This is a genomic window from Paenibacillus sp. sg306046, assembly GCF_059821225.1.
Map to the genome: position 1 here is coordinate 1 of NZ_JCAMRT010000037.1, position 19,789 is coordinate 19,789.

At 45.4% G+C, this 19,789-nt stretch carries 9 protein-coding genes; 6 read left to right on the forward strand and 3 right to left on the reverse strand.

The features are described from left to right. Nucleotides 1-161 precede the first annotated feature (161 nt). The 5 genes from AC6ROY_RS23950 to AC6ROY_RS23970 all read left to right on the forward strand — a co-directional run bounded on the left by AC6ROY_RS23950 (nucleotide 162) and on the right by AC6ROY_RS23970 (nucleotide 5,744). Nucleotides 162-1,337, forward strand: coding sequence for an ABC-three component system protein (locus AC6ROY_RS23950; RefSeq protein ID WP_500103079.1), 1,176 nt, complete (start codon nucleotides 162-164; stop codon nucleotides 1,335-1,337). Further along, nucleotides 1,334-1,813, forward strand: coding sequence for a three component ABC system middle component (locus tag AC6ROY_RS23955; RefSeq protein ID WP_500103080.1), 480 nt, complete (start codon nucleotides 1,334-1,336; stop codon nucleotides 1,811-1,813). Before AC6ROY_RS23950 ends, AC6ROY_RS23955 begins: the two co-directional genes overlap by 4 nt. Continuing rightward, nucleotides 1,810-3,762 (forward strand): DUF3732 domain-containing protein, encoded by a 1,953-nt coding sequence (locus AC6ROY_RS23960; RefSeq protein ID WP_500103081.1) that lies wholly within the window; start codon nucleotides 1,810-1,812, stop codon nucleotides 3,760-3,762. Before AC6ROY_RS23955 ends, AC6ROY_RS23960 begins: the two co-directional genes overlap by 4 nt. 338 nt (nucleotides 3,763-4,100) lie before the next feature. Further along, nucleotides 4,101-4,697, forward strand: a complete 597-nt coding sequence (locus tag AC6ROY_RS23965) for a hypothetical protein (protein ID WP_500103082.1) — start codon at nucleotides 4,101-4,103, stop codon at nucleotides 4,695-4,697. 453 nt (nucleotides 4,698-5,150) lie between these two features. Continuing rightward, complete coding sequence (locus AC6ROY_RS23970) at nucleotides 5,151-5,744, forward strand: ribonuclease H family protein (RefSeq protein WP_500103083.1); 594 nt, start codon at nucleotides 5,151-5,153, stop codon at nucleotides 5,742-5,744. Nucleotides 5,745-6,105: 361 nt separating this feature from the next. Here the strand turns inward: AC6ROY_RS23970 and AC6ROY_RS23975 are convergent, their stop codons facing one another. From AC6ROY_RS23975 to AC6ROY_RS23985, 3 genes are all read right to left on the reverse strand, one after another. Then, nucleotides 6,106-10,863, reverse strand: a complete 4,758-nt coding sequence (locus AC6ROY_RS23975) for an RHS repeat domain-containing protein (RefSeq protein WP_500103084.1) — start codon at nucleotides 10,861-10,863, stop codon at nucleotides 6,106-6,108. 48 nt (nucleotides 10,864-10,911) lie between these two features. Further along, a complete protein-coding gene (locus tag AC6ROY_RS23980; protein ID WP_500103085.1) occupies nucleotides 10,912-15,240 on the reverse strand; it encodes an RHS repeat domain-containing protein in 4,329 nt (1,442 codons plus the stop codon). 403 nt (nucleotides 15,241-15,643) lie between these two features. Next, nucleotides 15,644-17,953, reverse strand: a complete 2,310-nt coding sequence (locus tag AC6ROY_RS23985; RefSeq protein WP_500103086.1) for a helix-turn-helix domain-containing protein — start codon at nucleotides 17,951-17,953, stop codon at nucleotides 15,644-15,646. 101 nt (nucleotides 17,954-18,054) lie between these two features. Here AC6ROY_RS23985 and AC6ROY_RS23990 point away from each other — a divergent pair, with 101 nt between their 5' ends. Next, nucleotides 18,055-19,605: a type 2 periplasmic-binding domain-containing protein gene (locus AC6ROY_RS23990; RefSeq protein ID WP_500103087.1), complete on the forward strand. Its 1,551-nt coding sequence runs from the start codon at nucleotides 18,055-18,057 to the stop codon at nucleotides 19,603-19,605. The last annotated feature ends 184 nt before the right edge of the window (nucleotides 19,606-19,789 follow it).

The window sequence follows — 19,789 nt, forward strand, 5'->3', positions numbered from 1 at the left end:
TCGATAGATTCTATCTAGAGTATACCATACAGGAAAATATAGTAACGTTATTTTAGGTTCTTTGTACTAGTTGTCCCCCTTTTAAAAGAAGTGGCATTGGAAAGCTTTACCTGATAAAATGATGGTGAAACATGTAATATTTTGTATGGGGGGAGTCTGTCATGACCACACCTTTTTCGGCTGGAGGATCTGCTATAGGTTACCTTTATCAATCCAGATATGCACTATATCTATTATTACAAAAAATTGATTCTCAAGTATCCATAGAGAAGTTAGATGATGTTGCTTTTGAAGATGGTTATTCACCGGCAGAATTGCTACAACTTAAGCACCACTTGAATTCGGCTGCTGCTCTCACCAATTCTTGTGCTGATCTATGGAAAACCGTACGAGTATGGAGCGAAGCACTAAAAGCACAAAGGTCAATAGCACGGCTTACATTAGTAACAACAGCATCTGTACCCCAAGATTCCATTGGTTACTATTTAAAGGATAATCAATTTAGAGATCCTTTGAAAGTCAGATCAATGATGCTAAGTGTAATTGCTTCTTCAACAAACCAAACAAATCAAGCTGCTTATCAAGCATTCTCCTCACTAACACCTGAACATCAATTGTCATTAATAGAAAACATGTACATACTTGATCAATCACCGGATATTGTTGATATTGCAGATAAAATTAAGGGGCTACTGGCTCTTTCTGTAAGAAGGAACTTAATTGACGCTTTATATGAGCGACTTGAAGGATGGTGGTTCCACCAGGTCGTAATTCATCTAAAAGGGCAATCACATGGAACCATCGCTGGATCGGAATTATCTGAAAAAATTCATGACATAGCAGATCAGTTGAGACCGGATAGTCTCCCCATTGATTACCAAGGTCAGCAACCCGAAGATCCACAATTATATGATGGAAGACAGTTCGTAAAACAATTGCAAATCATTTCACTAAGCGAAAAACGAATAGAGCTAGCGCTAAGAGATTATTATCGGGCTTTTATGCAAAGATCTAAATGGGTCTCCGACCACTTGGTAAGCATTAGTGAATTGGAACGGTATGAAAGGAGATTACATGAGGCTTGGGAGGAATACTTCGAAATATTGATTGAGTCTGGTATCGAAGGATTGACAAGTGCAGAACTAGAAACAAAGGGAAAGACACTGTATGATCGTTTAATGCAGGCAAACCATTTAAGTATCCGACAAGGTTGTACAGAACCTTATGTATTGAAAGGCAGCTATCATATCCTCGCTGATAAAGAAGAGATTCCGCTCGGCTGGCATCCCCATTTCAAGAAAATACTTGAAAGGCATAAGGGGGAAGCAGCAGGATGAGAAACTGGTATCAACGTCCAACCGAAGTAGCGAATCTTCTAAATCCAGCATTTTGTGGGTATTTACTCAAAGAGTATGTCAAGTCATACGAAAGTGAGAAAGGCTCCGGGGTTCCATATGAACTCATGTTTTTATTGTTACCAATCGTATTACATCGACACACACGCGATCAGTTGCCTTCTTCTGTTCGTACTCATATGCAAGCATGGCTTCAATCTAATCCTGAACTTAGAATTGGTTTTGCCAATCGAGTAAATGAAATGATCAATATCACGAGAGAGACGATAATGTTTCTTATTAATAAGGGATACATCTCTATTTCGAATGGATGTATTTTAGTAACGGATAAACGATTCAAGAGATATCAAGTTCATGAAGAAATCAAAGAGTATGCAAACAAGAGTAAATTTGTCGGACGTTGGTTTTCTACTTCATCAAGCTCGACAATCTATACAATGTGGGGGATCTGTCCATGAGTTTACAGATAAAAGAGATCGCTTTATATAATAAACTGGGACAAAAGCGCATCGTCCCTTTTATGTTAGGCCAGGTGAGTATTATCACCGGAAAATCTAAGGTTGGTAAATCAGCAATAATTGAAATCATCGAATATTGTTTGGGAAGATCGGAATTTAGAATTCCAGAAGGAGTTATTCGTAACCATGTTTTATATTTTGGTTTAAAACTCAACTATGAACAACAAGAAATCATCATAGTAAAAAAGGCACCGGAAGGAAATGCGTTAAGTCAAAGCCAGATTCACTTAAATGTAGGAAAAGACTTGGAGTTTCCTGAAATTGATGAGATAACAACGAATAGTAATGATGAAAGTCTGGTTGACTATTTAGGAAGTCTTATTGGTATATCAGCTAATTTACATATTCCTTCGGAGGGACAATCTCGCGACCCTCTCGAAGCAAATTTCAAACACTCACGAACTTTTCTCTTTCAAAAGCAAAGCGTTATAGCGAACGAGTCTATTTTGTTTCACCGACAAAATGAACCATTTATTCCTCAGTCGATTAAGGATACGTTGCCGTATTTTTTAGGTGTTATTCGAGAGGATCAATTAAGGCTGGAGCAGGAACTTCGACAAACGAAGAGGCAGCTCAAATTGTTACAACGGAAATTGCAAGATGCAGCTCTGATTGCTGGCAATTCAAGCTCACAAGCAAACATTCTATTTGAAGAGGCAAAACAGGTTGGATTATTTGATGAACAGCTAAATCTAGGAGATGCCGATTTTATCTTAAGTTGCTTACAAGATACATTGAACTGGAAACCGTATGCTGAACCCATATTCGAAACTGATCGGCTACAGGAATTACAGTCACAAAGAAGAGGATTAGTTGAACAAATAGCACAAGTCAATGATCAAATAAGTTCAGCAAAAACCTACGCTGCAGAAGCGATGGGATATACTCATGAAGCGAATCAACAAAGATTACGACTTGAGACAGTAAACTTATTTTCCAGTGATGGTGACGGGCAACAACATTGTCCGCTTTGTACTTCAAGATTAGAAGAAGTAACGCCTACTGTTGAGATGATTAATAGTTCACTAGTGAATTTGAGAAATAATTTAACATTAGTCGAAAGAGAGAGACCAAAGCTGCGAGAGTTTTTACAAAAGTTGGAGATGCAACTTCAAACATATAAAGAGGAGTTGCAAACCATTACAAATGCTATGAACTCTCTATTAATGGAACAGAAAGTAGCAGATGAAATAAAAGAGATAAATACAAGGATAGCCAGAGTTGTGGGACGAATCAGCTTATTTTTGGAAAACTACCAAGAAGTTCACGAAGATAAAGACTTAAAATCGCAAGTTTCAGAATTAGAAAGAAGAATCAAAGTATTAGAGCAGGAACTTGATAAGGATAAAACGGATGAACTACTCACATCTGCACTTAGTAGAATATCTACATACATGACAAAATGGGCTGAAGAATTACAACTGGAACATTCATCTTCTCCATATCGCTTGGACTTGAAAAATTTGACTGTAATTGCCGATCAGGAAGAAAGACCCATCCCAATGTACAGAATGGGAAGTGGTGAAAACTGGCTTGGCTGCCATCTGGTTTCTCATCTGGCGCTCCACAAATATTATATTCAGCGCGGCAGACCTGTACCTTCTTTTATTATTTTGGATCAGCCAACACAAGTGTATTTTCCACCAGAAAAATATGAGGTAATGGAAGGGCTGGCTGAAGAATTAACTGATGAAGATCGACAAGCTGTTTCAAGACTTTTCAATTTGCTGTTTTCCGTATGTAATGAATTGCAGGGGAAATTTCAAATTATTGTATTAGATCATGCAAATATAGATAGCCCTGACTTCCAGAGTGCATTAGTTGAAGAACCTTGGCGAAATGGAAGGGCCTTAATTCCAACTGACTGGCTAGAGGAAGATAACATTTAATTCAGTAAGTAATATTGTTGAAGCCTCGTTGAGGATACTGAATTCAAGTAACATGTATAGAACCATTTTCCACAGTTATTGGCTCACGGAGACAGAAGTATCCTTACTGTTACGCTGACCACTGTAGCGCAAGCGGTCTCCAGGAGAGACGCTATCAAAAGCGTGTCTAACATTGCGGGTAAGATATATAACAGCACTGATCAGAGAATACAAATAAGCTTCTTCGTAATGTGAAGCTTATTTGTATTCTTTTTAGACTAAACCAGGACTTTAGTGAGGAAATGTTATATAATGGGGATATTAGTTGAATCCCGTTGGATTAAGAAAGGGTGCACGGTGTGAGTTTTCAGATCCACTTAGCTGATAAAAATATACAGTTCGAGGACATTGTTGAACTGAATTCTGAGCAACAAAACTATATTCATGAGGTATCACGTGACCGGACGCAGTCAGAGTGGATTGCTTTGGAAAAGGGTATTAAAATTCCTATCAGTGATGAACAACGAACTCAAGTAATCGCATTTAAAAATGGTTTAGTAGATGGAAAAGACAAGCGGGATTTGATTAAAGATGATACAATCGTATTTACCCAGCATGCAAGAGAGCGAATTGCAGTCAGGGTAAGTAAAGTGAGCAAAGATGCTCCGCCTTCTGTTGAGAGTATATTGCTTGTTATTCAACTGGTTATCGATAGTGATGTAGTAGAAAAGGAAGCGGAATGGAAAGGTTTTACTAACCTCACTTATACGTTGTATCATTCAAAATACGATGAGCGGTTTAAGGTGACGGTTTCTTTTGATACGATTAACCATGAAAAGATTCGTGTTATTACAGTGAGTAATGATCATATACATGAATTGACGACTTCTTTAGCCGATAATCCTGAAATGGCAATGAAGCTTGAGGAATTCAAGAAGCGATTGCGAAAGCACTAATTTTAAAGTAAGATGTATCAAACCGCTGATTTGTGGTATAATATGTTTAAAGTAGGAGGTGTTACGATGGTTATGGTTGCAGATACGATGAGGTGCAGATGCGGAAGTCATGCTCAACGTCAGGTGAAAGATATATCTTGGACAGAGTCTGGTAAAACATATATCATACGTAACGTCCCAGTATGGTGTTGTAATAATCATGGTTGCTACGAGGAAATTCTCACGTCAAGTGTCCAGCTTAATGTTTCATTTCTTGCTGGTGATATGCGAAGCGGCGATTTATCCCTTGATGTTCAATATAAAGAGCTCTTTTAAGAAGGCCAACGAATTAAAAAAGCGGCAGAGATGCCGCTTTTTGTGTTCTGATCCGCATTTAATCAAAGGGGGGGGCTTTTTATTTTAATCAAAAATGGTCAGCTTTTACGGACAGTGACGCAATCTGATGAGGATCTGATGCTGAGTGAAAAGAGGACGGCGATTATTTATACAGATGCATCAGTCAAAGAGATCAGTAAAGATAAGTATCGGTCTGGAATTGGCTTGGCGGTTTTATTCAGAAAAAAAAGACGTTTCGGCGTCAAGTTAGTCAGCGATTTTCAGATTAAGGATTCAAAAGATGATATTGCAGAAATCGAATATAGAGCACTAATGCAGGGTATTAGAGAAGCTCTATGCACTTGGGGAGATGACATTAGGGAAGCATATGTTGTTTCGGATAGTACAAGCGCTTTAAAAAGATTAACTACTGAGTTACAGAAATCAGATAGTATTACATTCCAGCTAAAATTGTACTGGATTAAAGGTCATCAGAAATATTTGCTGAACGAGTTGGTGGATAATTTGTCAAACAATGAAAGCATTGTACAGTTTTCGACCATAGACGAAGCACTTCTAATTCCTGATGGTCAGCCCTACGCTGAATTTGATGGGGATGGTTACAAGGGGGGCTTAGGGCGAGCATATAACAAAGGTGCTGAAAGAGACAGGGCTTTTAGTAAACTGCTAAAGGCTAGAATTAATCCGAGCTTGGCTGATTTACTAAAATGATGGACGATGGACAACCACTAACATTATGAATAGTGGGTTATGGCTATAATGTACAGAGGCTCAAGCCCCCCTTTCTTTCTCGGTTTTTTGTTAAAAAAATACAAGTCGGAAGCAAATAGTATGCTGGGGTAATGTGAAAGCCCTGTCATAGCATGTGAACATTGGGCAATACGACTCCATGAAACGTACAAACCTAATCAGCACTGCTGATCAATGGGCTTGAGTTTGTTTGTAGAACTTACCCAAGAGCGACAATAAACATTCACGAATCATTCCTTCGTTTGAGAACGAACGGGATAATTTTTTCAAATAGAAACACATTATAAAAGGCCACTTTCGTTTCGCTTTCGAAGGTGGCCTTTCAAGCCGATTTATTGCTGATTCCCATGTTTTTAAGTTTACCTAGTAAAAAATAGAACACCGGATTGTTCTTTACATACGTATAAAGATTCAACGTCAGCGGATTGTTTATATCCCCTTCATACGTATCCTCATTAATAAACCGCCCCATACTCGGATCATACCACCGCGCCCGCAAATACTGTAGTCCTGTGCTGCTGTCCCAGTACTCGCCGCTGTAGCGAAACGGCTGGCTGATCGTTTCTTGCGTCGTTAGAGGATTGCCCCACATATCATACGTGTACGTATTTAACCTCTGCCCCGAGGCATCAACTAACCCCACCACATCGCCATGTCCATTATGCATATAGTACGATTTGCTTCCCGTTGCGTCAATTCGAGCTATAAGCTGATTCCCACGTAAATAGCTTGCTTTGTGCACAACGGTCTGCCCAACGACTTGCCCTTCTGCAATCATGTTCGTTCCGTCATAATAATATCGCGTAGTTTTTCCTTGCTCCGTCCTTTCTGTTAGCAACCCGTCCCCGTTATATTTGTAGGTGACCGCGCCTCCCTCTGCGGGTTGTACCTTTTGCAGCCGGTTTTGCTCGTCGTACTCGTAGCTTTGCTCCCTGATCAAGGTAGGCTTGCTGCTTGTTAACGTTTGACGATTTCCACGATTGTCGTATGTGTAATTTTCGTTATAAGCACTTGACACTTTAATTCGATTTAACAAATCGTATCCGAAGCTGTCAACTTGGCTGTTCTCCGTTCGGCCGACCTGGTTTCCTTTTGTATCATACGTGTACTGGTAATTATGCAAGGCTCCTTGGCCCGTTTGGTCATGAGTCAGCGTTTGCTTGAGCGGCTCATACCCCCAGGTGCTGGTCAAGCCTGGCCGCAGCTCTGTCTTGGCTGGCTGACCCTTTTTGTTATACGTATAGGTCGCCTCCCACTGCCCGGACACGGTTCCGACCTGCTTCAGCTGATTTCTGGCATCGTAGCTATACTCGCTCACTTGGCCAAATGGGTCAATCAGCTTGGTCCGTCTCCCCTGCGGATCATACTGGTACGTGCTGAACCGCTGGTCCGGATAGGTGACTTTCGTCAGCCATCCACTTCCCGACTCGTACTCATAGATCGTTTCTCCAGTCTGATCCTTCATGGATTTCCTTCTGCCCGCAGCATCCTGCGTGTAGCGAATCGTTTCACTTGGCGTCACTACGGTTTGCAGCAGGTTTCGATTTGTATACGCGTAGGTGGTCGCTTGGCCTTTGCGATCTGTCTTTTTCGTGAGATTTCCGTTTAAGTCGTACGCGTACGTTTCCGTTTGACCCAGCGGGTCTGTGCGCCGAAGCAGCTTTCCTGTTTCATCATATTGCTTGCGCAGCTTGTTTCCATCCGGATAACTCGTCTCTATCAGTTGGCCTGCCAGGCTATAGGCATAGGCAGTCTTTTCATTCAAGGCGTTGGTGACGGAAGTCGGTCTTCCCATCACATCGTACGTGTATGCAGTACGGCTAATTCCTGCCGCATCAGCCGTGGTTCCCTCCTCCACACTTGCAACCTGGCTTGATTCGGTATACTTCATGCTCGCTGTGCCGATGATTGTCCCGTTTGGCGCATACGCTTCTTTTTTGACAGCTCTCCCCATAAGGTCCATCCACTGCTTGTTTACGTATCCCTCAGGATCCGTTTCACTGACCATCTGCTGAAGGTCATCATAACTTACCGTTACGCTTCCCCCGCCTGGCAGCACCGTTTCGATTAACCGATCCCATGCATCGTAGCGATACGTCGTCCGATTGCCTGCCCCGTCCTTCGACCACTCCATTCGGCCGAACGCATCGTATCCAGTGGTGGTCGGGCTTTTTCCGTCCATGCCGGTTGTAACTTTAAGTCCCAAGGGGTTCCAAACGGTTGTCACGCTAACATCGGTAGGATCCGTTTCCTTGATCGTGTTGGTACTATCCGTATACGTTACGACATGTTTCTTTCCATCCGGCTGCTGCACAAAAATAGGACGTCCCGCCACATCATAGCCATACTCGGTCACATAGCCTTTCCCGTCCGTGTACCGGGTCATCGCCCCTGTTTGCTTATTGTACGCATAGCTCTGCTTTACCGTTACAGGCTGCTGATCTGCATTGTAGGTAACAATGGATTGCTCCGTTGGAAACCCAGAGCTATACAGGGCGCTATACAGGAAGTTGACAACAATGTTTCGGTTATCATCGGCGATCGTAACTTTTGACGAGTTGCCGTAGCTGTCATACGTGTAGCTCGTCTCGGCCTTCAGCGGCCCATTCGTATCTTTTTCCTTGATCTGCATTCTCTTTACACTATTCGACGTCGGGTATCGCTCAATTTCGGTATAAGCGGACAGCCCCTCCCCAACAGGCACCGTCGATGATTTTAATAAATGCGTTTGTTCGTCATACAAATACGTCGCCTTCACCTGCTCCGGGTTTGTTTCAGTCGTGATGTTTCCGTAGTCATCATACGTACGGGTAACGACTTTAACTGCACCCTGAGCGCCTGCTTTTTTCGCATACGAGCTAACCTTGATCGGGGACGTTCGTCGATTGGTCCGATCATACTCCATTTCTTCGATTTGTTGAGTCGCACCATCATCTTTTGTAATCCTCGTGTTGTACATGACCTCCGGCGTATTGTCGTCAATGTACACCTTGTCGTAGCTATAGGTTGTGCTTAATCGGCCATTGCTGATCGTTGTGCTGAATGACGAACTGTTTTTATCCACCCTTGCTCCGTCGCCATTGTAAGCGTAGCTCTGATGGTTATGTTTGCTTTCTGTTCCATCGGCATACATCACAACATCCTCACGACTGCTGACTCGAAATATTTCTTCTGAGGCCAGGTAACCGAGTGGTCTTGTGTCGTTTGCATAGCTGTATTCTGTACGCGCTTGCGTCGGGTGATGCACCTGCTTCAGCAACGCAATATAATTATCCTTAAATCTCGGCGTGTCAATCAATGTAAATGGAGCCTTGACCACGTCATAAATATAGGACGTCGTTCTTCCAAGTGAATCCGTAACCTGGCTCAGCAATTCTTTATTTTGTTGCGGATCTTTCGTTTTTGCATAGGTAACCTTACGGTCACCTTGCGTCATCGTAACACTTGTTGTTGAGTAGCTGATCTGGATATCGTTCCCAAGGGCATCCGTTATTTTAGTCAGCACTGCCCCATAGGGCGAAACCTCTTCATACATAAACTGCAGGGTATTATTGTAAGCATCCGAAATCTGGATCAGTTTCCCATCATAAGAAAAGTACTGTTTGTTCCCATTCAAATTTTTCAAAACGTAGCTTGATTGTCTGTTATTTACTCGAACCGTGGTATCATATTGTAACTGAAGGTCTTTCCAAGGATACCCTTTTAGCGACAGCTCATCCAACTCATATGTAGCTCCGCCGAATAGAGTAATATATTTTTTATAATTGGCTTTGGTATGAATGCGAGGAATATCCCAGCTCCATCCTTTGCCGATTGGAAACCGATTTTCTTCGACTTCCCTGCTCACGGTTTTATTGCCATAGGCATATTTATCCCCCAAGCATCCCCATCCCGATGAAGGTATCGCACACACGACCTGCTTACTGTATGGATACTCCACCACTTTTCCAGTCGTATAAGCCTTAACAAGCAGTGGAACTCCACTTAAAGTAAAGTTTTCGGCAATCATGAAAGGTGAACCTTTCGGGTCGGCTGGATCTACCTTAGGCCATCTGGCTTCAGCAATTTTACGCTCTACATCGTCAAAGTCTTCGACGGTAGATGAGAAAATATCAGGAGCGTGCCAGTACGAATACTGTCCGTCGTATTGAATAAGCGCCCTGTAAGCCATCGTACTGAAGTAAGGCTCAAAATTAAAGCTCGAGGAGTAACCCTTTTCGATAACAGGCTGGCCTCCATTTCTTAAAGAGAGACGTGTTATCAGCTCTGGATAATACTTAACTGAATAAACATTCCCCTTGTATACCTCCTTGTCGTAATAGACAGCATCGTTGCTGTTGTATATTCGTTTTAAATTGAAGGATAGACCGTTTCTCCCGGGAAGCGTCAAATCGCTGCTTTCTACCTGCAAGGACCCGTCATAGGTTGACACATTCTCGCTTCCTCCAACCATGTAGGGCGCAGCGTTAACCTTGATATCCAGACGCTTGACTGCCAACTCATCATAGGATGTCGGAAATGAACTGGCTGAGGCTGCCATACTGCGCATCGCTCGAAGAGATCCATAGACATTCCCGTAAACGTTATTCGTTACTTGCTCCCCGTAGACGTTGCCGAATACGGATGGATTTAAAGCCATGCTTGATTCATCGGGCTGTGGCACAAACTCGCCTTCAGGCTTGGGAAGCGTGGTCGGTTCCACCTGCTCAGACATTTTCTCCTGCTGAATAGGAGCATAATCCAGGTTATTTAATTGCTCCAGCACTTGCGGATTTATTTCATCAAGAGCAGTCTCCAAGGGCCGCAATTGCGCTCTGGATCGCTCTAACGCGCTGTGCAGCTCTTGAAGAGAGTAGCCTTTTGTTAGCAGTTGAATTAATTCCAGCTGCGGAACCCCATATTGTTTGCTTAGCCCTTCAAGGGTAATATAACTAGCAGCGGAGGCTGATGAAGCTGGCATTACCTCTTGATTGCTCGTACTTTCGGTTATTGGACTTGCGGCACTGGCCGCCATAGATGGCGGCGCGAATGAACTTAAGAGAACTGCTAAAATCAACATCCATCGTATCGTTTTCTTCATGCGGACTCCTCTTCACTTAACGTTTTTTCTACTCGTATTGCAAACACCTTACTCCATCTTCGTTCTTAATAAATTCCCATTCAAATCATAAACATATTTAAGCTTCTGACCAGCCGGAAATAAAATATAGTCTAGCTTCCCTTGCGCATCGTAGAAGTACTTCAGGTCGCTGCTGATCGGCACATAACGGGTTGTGACGGAGAAATTTCCGATCGCATCACTTGCTCTCGCTTCAATCGTAGCATCAGCTGTAATCGTGAAGGGAGCTGAATAAGCGATCCATTGCCCGTTATTTATTCGGTATTCTTTGAAGGCAATGTTGTCCGGATACTTGATTCCAATCTCCATGCCTATTGAATTAGGCAAGCTGCGCATTGTTGCCGAAATCGTGGACAGAGCCGGCGGTTGAAGCGACCATTCGCTTTGTGAACCATTTCCAACGAAGTCAAATGCTCGTGCCTCTATTTTCAATGTCTTCTTCGTAAGTATTATAGGAGCACTATAGGCTGTCCATGCTCCGCCATCAATGCGATATTCCTTTCTGACTGAATCTTCCGTGAAAGCAATCGTTACTTTCACAAAGGAAACGTTCGATTTATCCTCTGCAAATGTCGGCTGGAGCGGCGGCGTCTTATCAATGTTGGCCACTCTGAAATATTTCTCAGCACTTGCATTACCATCAGCTGCATATGCTGTGATCTCTGCATTTTTCGCAAGGGTGATCGGACCTGTATATTCGTAGAAGTTCGAATAATTCCCATCAATTATATATTTTCTGTAACTTGCAGTGGAAGGATATTGAATCGTAACGGTGACGTCCTGATTGGTCGGTTCCGTTATATCCGCCGAAAATGTAATAGGCTCCAACGTCGAGATTGTATAGAACGAGCTCGTCTCATTCCCGGCGGTATCGATGGATCTCGCCTCCAAAATTCCGTTCTTGCTGTACCATGCTGAGACAGAAGGTCCGCTGCTGAATTTCCACTCTCCATTGTCCAGCCGAACTGCCCGGCTTGCGACATCATTCCCTGGGAATGTGACGAGTATTTTGGTAGCAACGACAGATGTTGAATCAATGACAGTTATTACAGGAGCTGGCGGCGGCTCTCGATCAATTTTCGTAACTGCATCACGCGCAATGGAAGAAATATTTCCTGCCGCATCTATCGCTCTTGCTTCTATTGTTATATTTTCCTTGATCAGCAGCGGCTCCAGATACCGGGTCCATGCCCCCTCATTGATTCGATACTCCGAAGAAGCAGGTTCACTGCCTTCGTATACGACATACACCATGACTTCCCTCGCTGGTCCCCGCGTACTTACAGCGATTCTGGGAGCAGTCGGAGGAGTTTTATCAATGTTGGATACCGTGAAGCTAGTAATAACCGACACATTACCTACTAAATCAGTTGCTCTGGCTTCGATTTTGGCATTGTCTTGAAGCTCAATAATGCCTTTATAGTCTAGCCATTGACCCTGACCAACCCGATATTGCTTCACCGAATCCGTTGCCTGAAAGTTGATGGTCACCTTGACCGCTGTATTCGTCGGGCTTGTCTTATCTACTGTAATGGTAGGCGGCACAGCAACCTTAATAATATTGGTTACCTCATAGCGGCCAATCGAAGCATTGCCTGCGGCATCCGTCGCTCTGACCTCTAGAACGCCGTTATTCGCGAAGGCCACAGGCGCCGTGTAGGCTGCCCATGCTCCACCATTCGTCCGGTACTCCTTAACTGCCGTATCCGTTGAAAACGTCGCGGTAACGGCAACCGTCTGATTGGTTGGCTTCGACGGATTGGCCGTAAAGCTTGGCTGTACAGGCGGCGTTTTATCTATATTCGAAACGGTATAGCTTGTTGCTGCTGATACATTACCGACCGCATCTGTTCCTCTTGCTTGCACAGTCCCATTGTTCTGAACAGCTACGGCTGCCGTATAAAGCTTCCACTCCTCATTGTTAACCCGATACTCTTTCTTCACGGTGTCTGTAGAGTAAGTGATAGTTAGATTTACCGCTTTATTAGTCGGAGCCGTTTGATCTGCAGAAATTTTGGGTGCTTCCGGCGGCACTTTATCAATATTAGTCACCTGATAACTGGACACAACAGACTGATTGCCGGCGAGATCCTTGCTTCTTGCATACACCGTTGTATTTTGCGCGACTTCGACTGGCTTAGTGTACGCACTAAATCCCCCTGAACCTAAGGAATATTCCTTAATAGCTGCATCACTAGGGTAGTTGATCGTAACAAACACATTACCGTTCGTTGGCGGCGTTTTATCTGGAACCAATGTTGCAGCGATTGGCGGCGTTTTATCTATATTTGAAATTTGGATGCTTGCCACTTTGGAGGTGTTCCCTGCAATATCAGTATGACGAGCATATACAATTCCATTCTCCGTTAGTGTTGGGGGACTGGCAAAATAATAGGATAACCAAGCGGCATTGTTAATTTTGTACTCTCGCAGTTGGGCATCAGGAGGGTAGCTTATGGTGACTTGCACATCTTTATTGGTCAGATTGGTGATGGATGGATTAAATGTAGGATCTTCTGCAATCCGGTCAATGTTGCTCACTACATAGGTTGTGCTAGAAGAATTTCCTGCTTTATCCGATACTCTGACCTCCAGCGTACCATTGTCTGTCATGAGGATCCATCCCGCAGTTTCCTTGATCCAGTTGCCTCCATTAATTCGATATTCACCGATACCGGGTTCACCAATATCACTGTATCGCACTGCAATTGTAATATTCTGATTTGTAGGTTCAGTACGATCAGGCGTTAAATATGGTGCCGGCGGCGCTACCTTGTCGATGTTAATAACACCGTAAGCCGACTCCTCTGATGCAAGTCCCGATGCACTAATGCTTCTTGCATAGATCGTCGTATTTTCGGAAATATTCAAGGGAGCTGTATATACATTCCAGGCGCCTTCTCGGCCAAGCTTGTATTGTTTCACCACAGCACTCGCAGGATATTCGATCGTGACGGTAACGTTTGTATTCGTCGGAGTCGTCTTGTCTGCTGAAAATGTGATTCCGCTCTCTTCCGGAAGATCTATATGAAACAGAGAGAGCAGCGCATCCATTCTATTTTTACCGCTCCCCCCCTTGCTCTTGCCCTCCAAATCCCCGTCAGTCGATGTCGAATCTCCAACCGCCACGAACTTGCCGTTCCCTATGGATGCCACTGCGTAAAAATAATCCTTGCCTGATCCTCCTACGGTGCCCGTTTGCAGTACATTCCCTGCATGATCCAAATAAGCAAAGATCGCATCGCTGCTGCCCTTAGCCATGCCGACAAAATCACCATCACTTGAGTCAGTGCTGCCAACGGCAATCAATCCGCCATTTGCGATCTCCTGAAGAGCAACCAGCCGATCGGTATCTGTTCCTCCAATTCCTCTCGTCCATATTTCATTACCATTTTCGTCAAATCGAATAAGGAGCGCATCACCTTTGCCTTGCTCAAATGGGGGATAATCTCCGCCAACTGACGAAAAAGCGCCTGCGGCCACATATTCTCCATTAATCGTGCGTTGAACATAGTTGAGTACGTTTCTATTTCCAAAGGATCCTTGCATCATTTTTTTCCAAGCTACAGTTCCATCTGCAGCATACTTAACCAACAGCGCACGAGCAGTTGTACCATTGGCAGTAGCGGTTACATCTCCATCAGTCGATAACGTACTGCCAGCAACGACAACCCCGCCATCCGCCGTTGGGGTAACGCCTAAAAACTCTTCATTGCTTGACCCGCCAAACGTTTTGAGCCAAATAATGGTGCCGTCGAGAGCAAATTTAACAACAATGGCATCCTCCGCGCCCTTGCTTAACCCGGCAAAGCTTTTGTCTGAAGAAGCCGTACGCCCAACAGCGATAAATTTACCATCACTTGTCGGTACCACCGAATTGAGCGTGTCATACTTGCTTCCTCCTATTGTCACTTGCCACAGCTCGTTCATGTTGGCATCATATCTTACAATAGAGGCGTCAACATCTTGTTGGATACCTGCTTTGGCACCAACGCCAATAAAACCTCCATCCAGGGTTTGTGCAAAACCTGCAGAAGCATTTACGGAAGTTTTTTTCCATACCAGGTTTTGGTTTTTATCATACTTCACCATAAGCCCTACACCAGCAGGACTGAGCGGCGCTAAGCCCGCCACATCGCCATCACTGGATGCAGTTACTCCCGATACGAAATATCCTCCATCTGCTGTAGGCAGTACGCTTTTAAACGTATCAACACCACTCCCTCCGAATACAGACACGGAGGTAGTGAAGGTATCCGCTTGTGCATGACTTGTAGTTCCAAGCATCAGCACGACTAAACCAACATAAGCGAGCATTAAAAATTTTGATAACCTCATGCTATGACTCCTTCTTAGAAAGAAATAAAATCAACTACAATGGCTTTTGAGTGTGTAACATCCAAGTTGTCAATATGCCAAATAAACCATCTCCAATCTAAAACTAGTTACCATAGTAATATATATCCTCTAAACAAATATTAACGTTTTCATCAAATTTGTATAATTATGTAACCTTTAGGAGATTTCTAAAGAAAATTTTAGAAACAGGTGCAACTTAACGCCGCTTCCAATAACATTTCGTTCACGAACGCGCCACACCAATTCCCCAGCCGCTCGGCCCTCCATTCTCAACAGTCCGGCCAAATCACTGCACCTACCACGCAAAAAACGCTACCAACCGTGTAAGGTCAGTAGCGTCTCTCCAATTTCAATATATCTCTATAACGATTCCGTCAACCCGTCAAGTCTGCAGCTTCCGGTGCATTTCCCTGTATTGCCCGGGCGTCATCTCCTCCTGCTTGCGGAACGAGCGGATGAAATTTTGCGAATTTTGATACTGCAGCCGCTCGGAGATTTCCTTGACGGTCATATCCGTTTCGATCAGCCATTTCTTGGCAACGTTGAACCGGTAGGTGGACAAATACTCGCTGAAGGTTTGCCCAACCTGATTGCGGAACACGCTGCTTAAATAATTGACATTGTAATGCAGCTCGGCAGCCAGCCCCTCTACAGTCAAGGGCTTGTCGTACTCGCGGCTGACCCGGTCCAGTATACTATCGGAGATGCTCTGGTACTGGGAGGTCTGCCTTTCCTTGAACAAGATCAGCAGCGGGTGAATGATTCGGTTCCAGAACCAGCCCTCGATTTCCGTCGCCAGAGGCAGCTTCTGCAGCTCCTCGTAGAACGATTCCGGCCCTTCGTCCACCTGCGCGATCCGGATGCCTGACTCCTGGATCATAATGAGCAGGTTGTTCAGCAGCTTGTTGATCAGCACCTGGTATTCCCGCGGCGTCATTTCATGCTTGAAAATGGCAGTCATCAGCTTGTGCAGCTGCTCGCGGGTTTTCTCCTCGTCGGCCAGACGTATCGCATCGAACAGCTCGCTTTCGGTCAGCCACGGGTAGTCCAGATTTTGTCTCGGCAGCCCGCGGTTCATATGAGCGTAGTTGATGATCACGCCTACGCCCAGATGAATCCGGTGCTTCAATGCCTCAAGCCCTTCGCGAAAAGCAACCATCGTATGCGTCACATCGGTGAAAGGCAGGCTGATCCCAATGCTCACCGTCAGCTTGAGAATCGCATTGACCTTATGCTGAATATCTTCCGTCATCGCGTAGATCCAGGAGTTGTACTCCTCCAGCGGCACAGGGCTCCGTCCTACGATCAGGGAAACAGCCGAGTCGTACACAACAGGCGCCAGCCGGACATGCTCCGGCACAAGCTCCTCCACCATATTTTGCACCGCAAACAGCAGCAGATCCATATCTTCCTTGCGGTAATTCGTTTCATCCAGCGTATCAATTTGCACCACGATGACCGATAGCCGCTCCCAGTCCTTGACCTTGGCGGAATACCCGAACTGCTCCATTTTCTCCGTAATGCTCTGCTTCCGCATCGTGCCCTGCAGCAGCCGAATCAGGAAAAAGTCGCGGGCCTGCTGCAGATGACGGAACGACTCCTGCTCCAGACGGGCCTTGGATTTAAATAAATCCTGGAAGGAGCTGCTGATGATGTCGAATTCGCTCATCTGGGCGGATGTGGTGATATGGCCGATCGTTTGCCGCACAAGCCTTTGAATCGGCGTATACATTCTTCTGGAGAAAAACCAGGCAAGCGTCATAAACACCGCCACCAGCAAGATCATCGTCAAAATGGTGAAGTTGCGGATCTTAACCGCTTCCGTCGTCAAGCTGTCAATGGATATGATCGAAACATACACCCAGTTATTGAAGTCCGAGCGCAAATACGTAGCCGTATAATCCTGTCCGCCCACCTTGGTCTGGAATTGTCCGCTCTTCCCGCTAAGCAGCATCGTTTGGCTGATAAAACCGGTATTGCGAACGTATTGCCCGATCATGGCGGGGTCATTGTGATACACGATCCGGTCCTGATTGTCGAGAATCATGACCGTCTCCGATGGACGCGGCGTATAATTGATAATCGAAGGCATGGAACAGGTCGAGATATTGGCGAACGCCATCCCTGTCTTGTAGGAAGAATAGGAAGGCAGCTTTTGAACGAGACTGATCGTATACGGACAGGCTTCCACATTTGCCTTCATTTCGCTATAAAACCATAACGTATTATTCAACACCCAGGAGGAATTATTCATCAGCAGCATCTGGTTCGCGATTTGCGAATGATGCAGGTATTCGTCGAACTGGTAGAAGCCGGAGTTTTTCATCATCCAATTTTGCTTCAGATTGACGATCGCAACATCCTCCAGGTTGGTGTAGAAATTTTGCGTGTTCAGCATTTCCCTGCGCAGATTCTGGTATAAAATAAAGTCCTGCTCCGTCAGCGCATCGCCAAACACCCTGCTCATCGCAGAGGAATCCGCCAGCTGGTTCAGGGCATGCACAACGGTTCGCAGCGTTTGCTCCACATTGGAGCTCATTTGGCTTAAAATTTGATGCTGGCCTTGATTCACCTGCTTTTGAATTTCGCGGGATGCATTCAGATAGGAGAAAAATCCGATAATCATGACCGGAACAACACACAGGATAAAGCTAAATAAGGTCATTTTAGTCAAAAAATTGGATTTCCTCACAATTGTCACTCCTGCACTTGTTGATTCATGGTATGATACACGTATTGTACCAAGGCATTCACAGCAATAGCAACTCTGCTAGGAAGGGAGAACCTCATCCTATGATCAATAAGTCAAGAAAACTTATTTTGCTCCCTGCTATGGCCCTGCTTGTGGCCGTCGTCCTGGCTGCGGCAATTTGGATCACCCGGGGCCAGGAGCCGGAATCGGCGGAGATGCCCGCAGGGATGTCCCGGCCTACGCTCAGCATCATGCTGCCGCTTCATCAGCCGACTGCGCCGCCGGACAAGCTGATGCAGGAGCTTGAGGATAAAACAAACGTGACCCTGGATATCAACTGGGTTTCCGATGAAATCTATTCGAATAAAATGATGAGCTTGCTGGAGAGCAAGGATAACTTTCAGGCTATTTTTGTGAAGCCGTCGGATTTGGTCGTGATCAAAAACGCGATCCGGTCGGACATGTTCTGGAATATCGGCCCCTATCTCGATCATTATTCAAATCTCAAGGCGCTCAAGGAAACTTCCGCCAAGCTGATGACGATCGACGACAATGTGTACGGGTTATTCAACGAGCGTCCCGAATCCCGGCAAGGGGTTATGATCCGCAAGGATTGGCTGAACAACCTCGGACTGAAGGAGCCGGGCACGCTGGACGAGCTTTATACGGTGCTAAAGGCGTTTACAGAACGGGACCCGGACGGCAACGGCAAGGCGGATACAACAGGACTTACCGAACGCAACGATCTGTACTACGGCGCCTTCAAGACGTTAAGCTCCTACTTCGGTACGCCGAACGGGTGGGCGCTGACGAATGGCAAGCTGACCCCCGAGGCTGCTACAGAGCCCTATATGAATACCATGAGGTTTATGAAAAAGCTGTATCAGGAACAGCTGGTAAACAAAGACTTTCCCGTAACCAGCAAAGCCGTGCAGCGGTATCGGCTGATTACCGGCAAGGCCGGCGTATATATCGGCAGTCTGGCGGATGCGCCGCGGCTGCTGGAGGACACGAGGAAAGTAAATCCGTCAGCCGAGTTTGTCGTGCTGAACCGGATTAAGGGTCCCGGAAACTATGGCATTTGGTCGGATTCGGGCAACGGCGGGATGTTTTTTTTCTCCAAGCAGAACTTGAAGACGGAGGACGAGCTGAAGCAGGCGCTCGCTTTCTTTAACCGGACGCTGGACGGGGACATTTCCAACCTGCTGATGTATGGCATTGAAAATAAGCATTATGTGCTGAAGGACGGCAAGGTGAACTATGCGGATCAAGCGATGCATGCGCTGGCCAATGCCGAGGTGCCCCCGCTCACCTCCCTGCTGCTCAACAGTGTTTCCAATCCGCATCTGTACGAGCGCAATCTGACGGATATCGACCCGATGCTGCAGAGGGTGAACCTGTTGATTGCAGACAATGCGAGCATGCTGATTCACAATCCGGTTCTGGGGATTTCCTCGCCGACTTACGACGCCCGGAATGTAGAGCTGGACCATATCATCACCAATGCCACCTATAATTTCATTCTCGGCCAGATTGACGAAGCAAGCTTCCAGGAAGAACTAAACAAGTGGAAGGAAAAAGGCGGCAGCGCCGTCATTCAGGAGTTGGAGCAAGCGCTAAGCTCCCCTCTCTCTTGGCTAAACGCCTCATAACAAAGCTCCTAACAGGCCTCCCCCGGATGCCAGCTTGCACGAACCGACCCTTGTGGTTGAGCCGTGTACAGCTGCATTCAGGCGGGAGGCCTTTTTCCATGAACGGGCAGCCGTCATTCGGAGAGCAGCGGGACGCATAGCGGTTTTACGAGCCAACATTTGTCCCCGAGCACCGGCACAAATG

Excerpts from the sequence above, each read along its gene's own strand:
- AC6ROY_RS23950 (WP_500103079.1), top strand. The coding sequence starts at position 162 with ATGACCACACCTTTTTCGGCTGGAGGATCTGCTATAGGTTACCTTTAT.
- AC6ROY_RS23955 (WP_500103080.1), top strand. The coding sequence starts at position 1,334 with ATGAGAAACTGGTATCAACGTCCAACCGAAGTAGCGAATCTTCTAAAT.
- AC6ROY_RS23960 (WP_500103081.1), top strand. The coding sequence starts at position 1,810 with ATGAGTTTACAGATAAAAGAGATCGCTTTATATAATAAACTGGGACAA.
- AC6ROY_RS23970 (WP_500103083.1), top strand. The coding sequence starts at position 5,151 with ATGCTGAGTGAAAAGAGGACGGCGATTATTTATACAGATGCATCAGTC.
- AC6ROY_RS23975 (WP_500103084.1), bottom strand. The coding sequence starts at position 10,863 with ATGAAGAAAACGATACGATGGATGTTGATTTTAGCAGTTCTCTTAAGT.
- AC6ROY_RS23980 (WP_500103085.1), bottom strand. The coding sequence starts at position 15,240 with ATGAGGTTATCAAAATTTTTAATGCTCGCTTATGTTGGTTTAGTCGTG.
- AC6ROY_RS23990 (WP_500103087.1), top strand. The coding sequence starts at position 18,055 with ATGATCAATAAGTCAAGAAAACTTATTTTGCTCCCTGCTATGGCCCTG.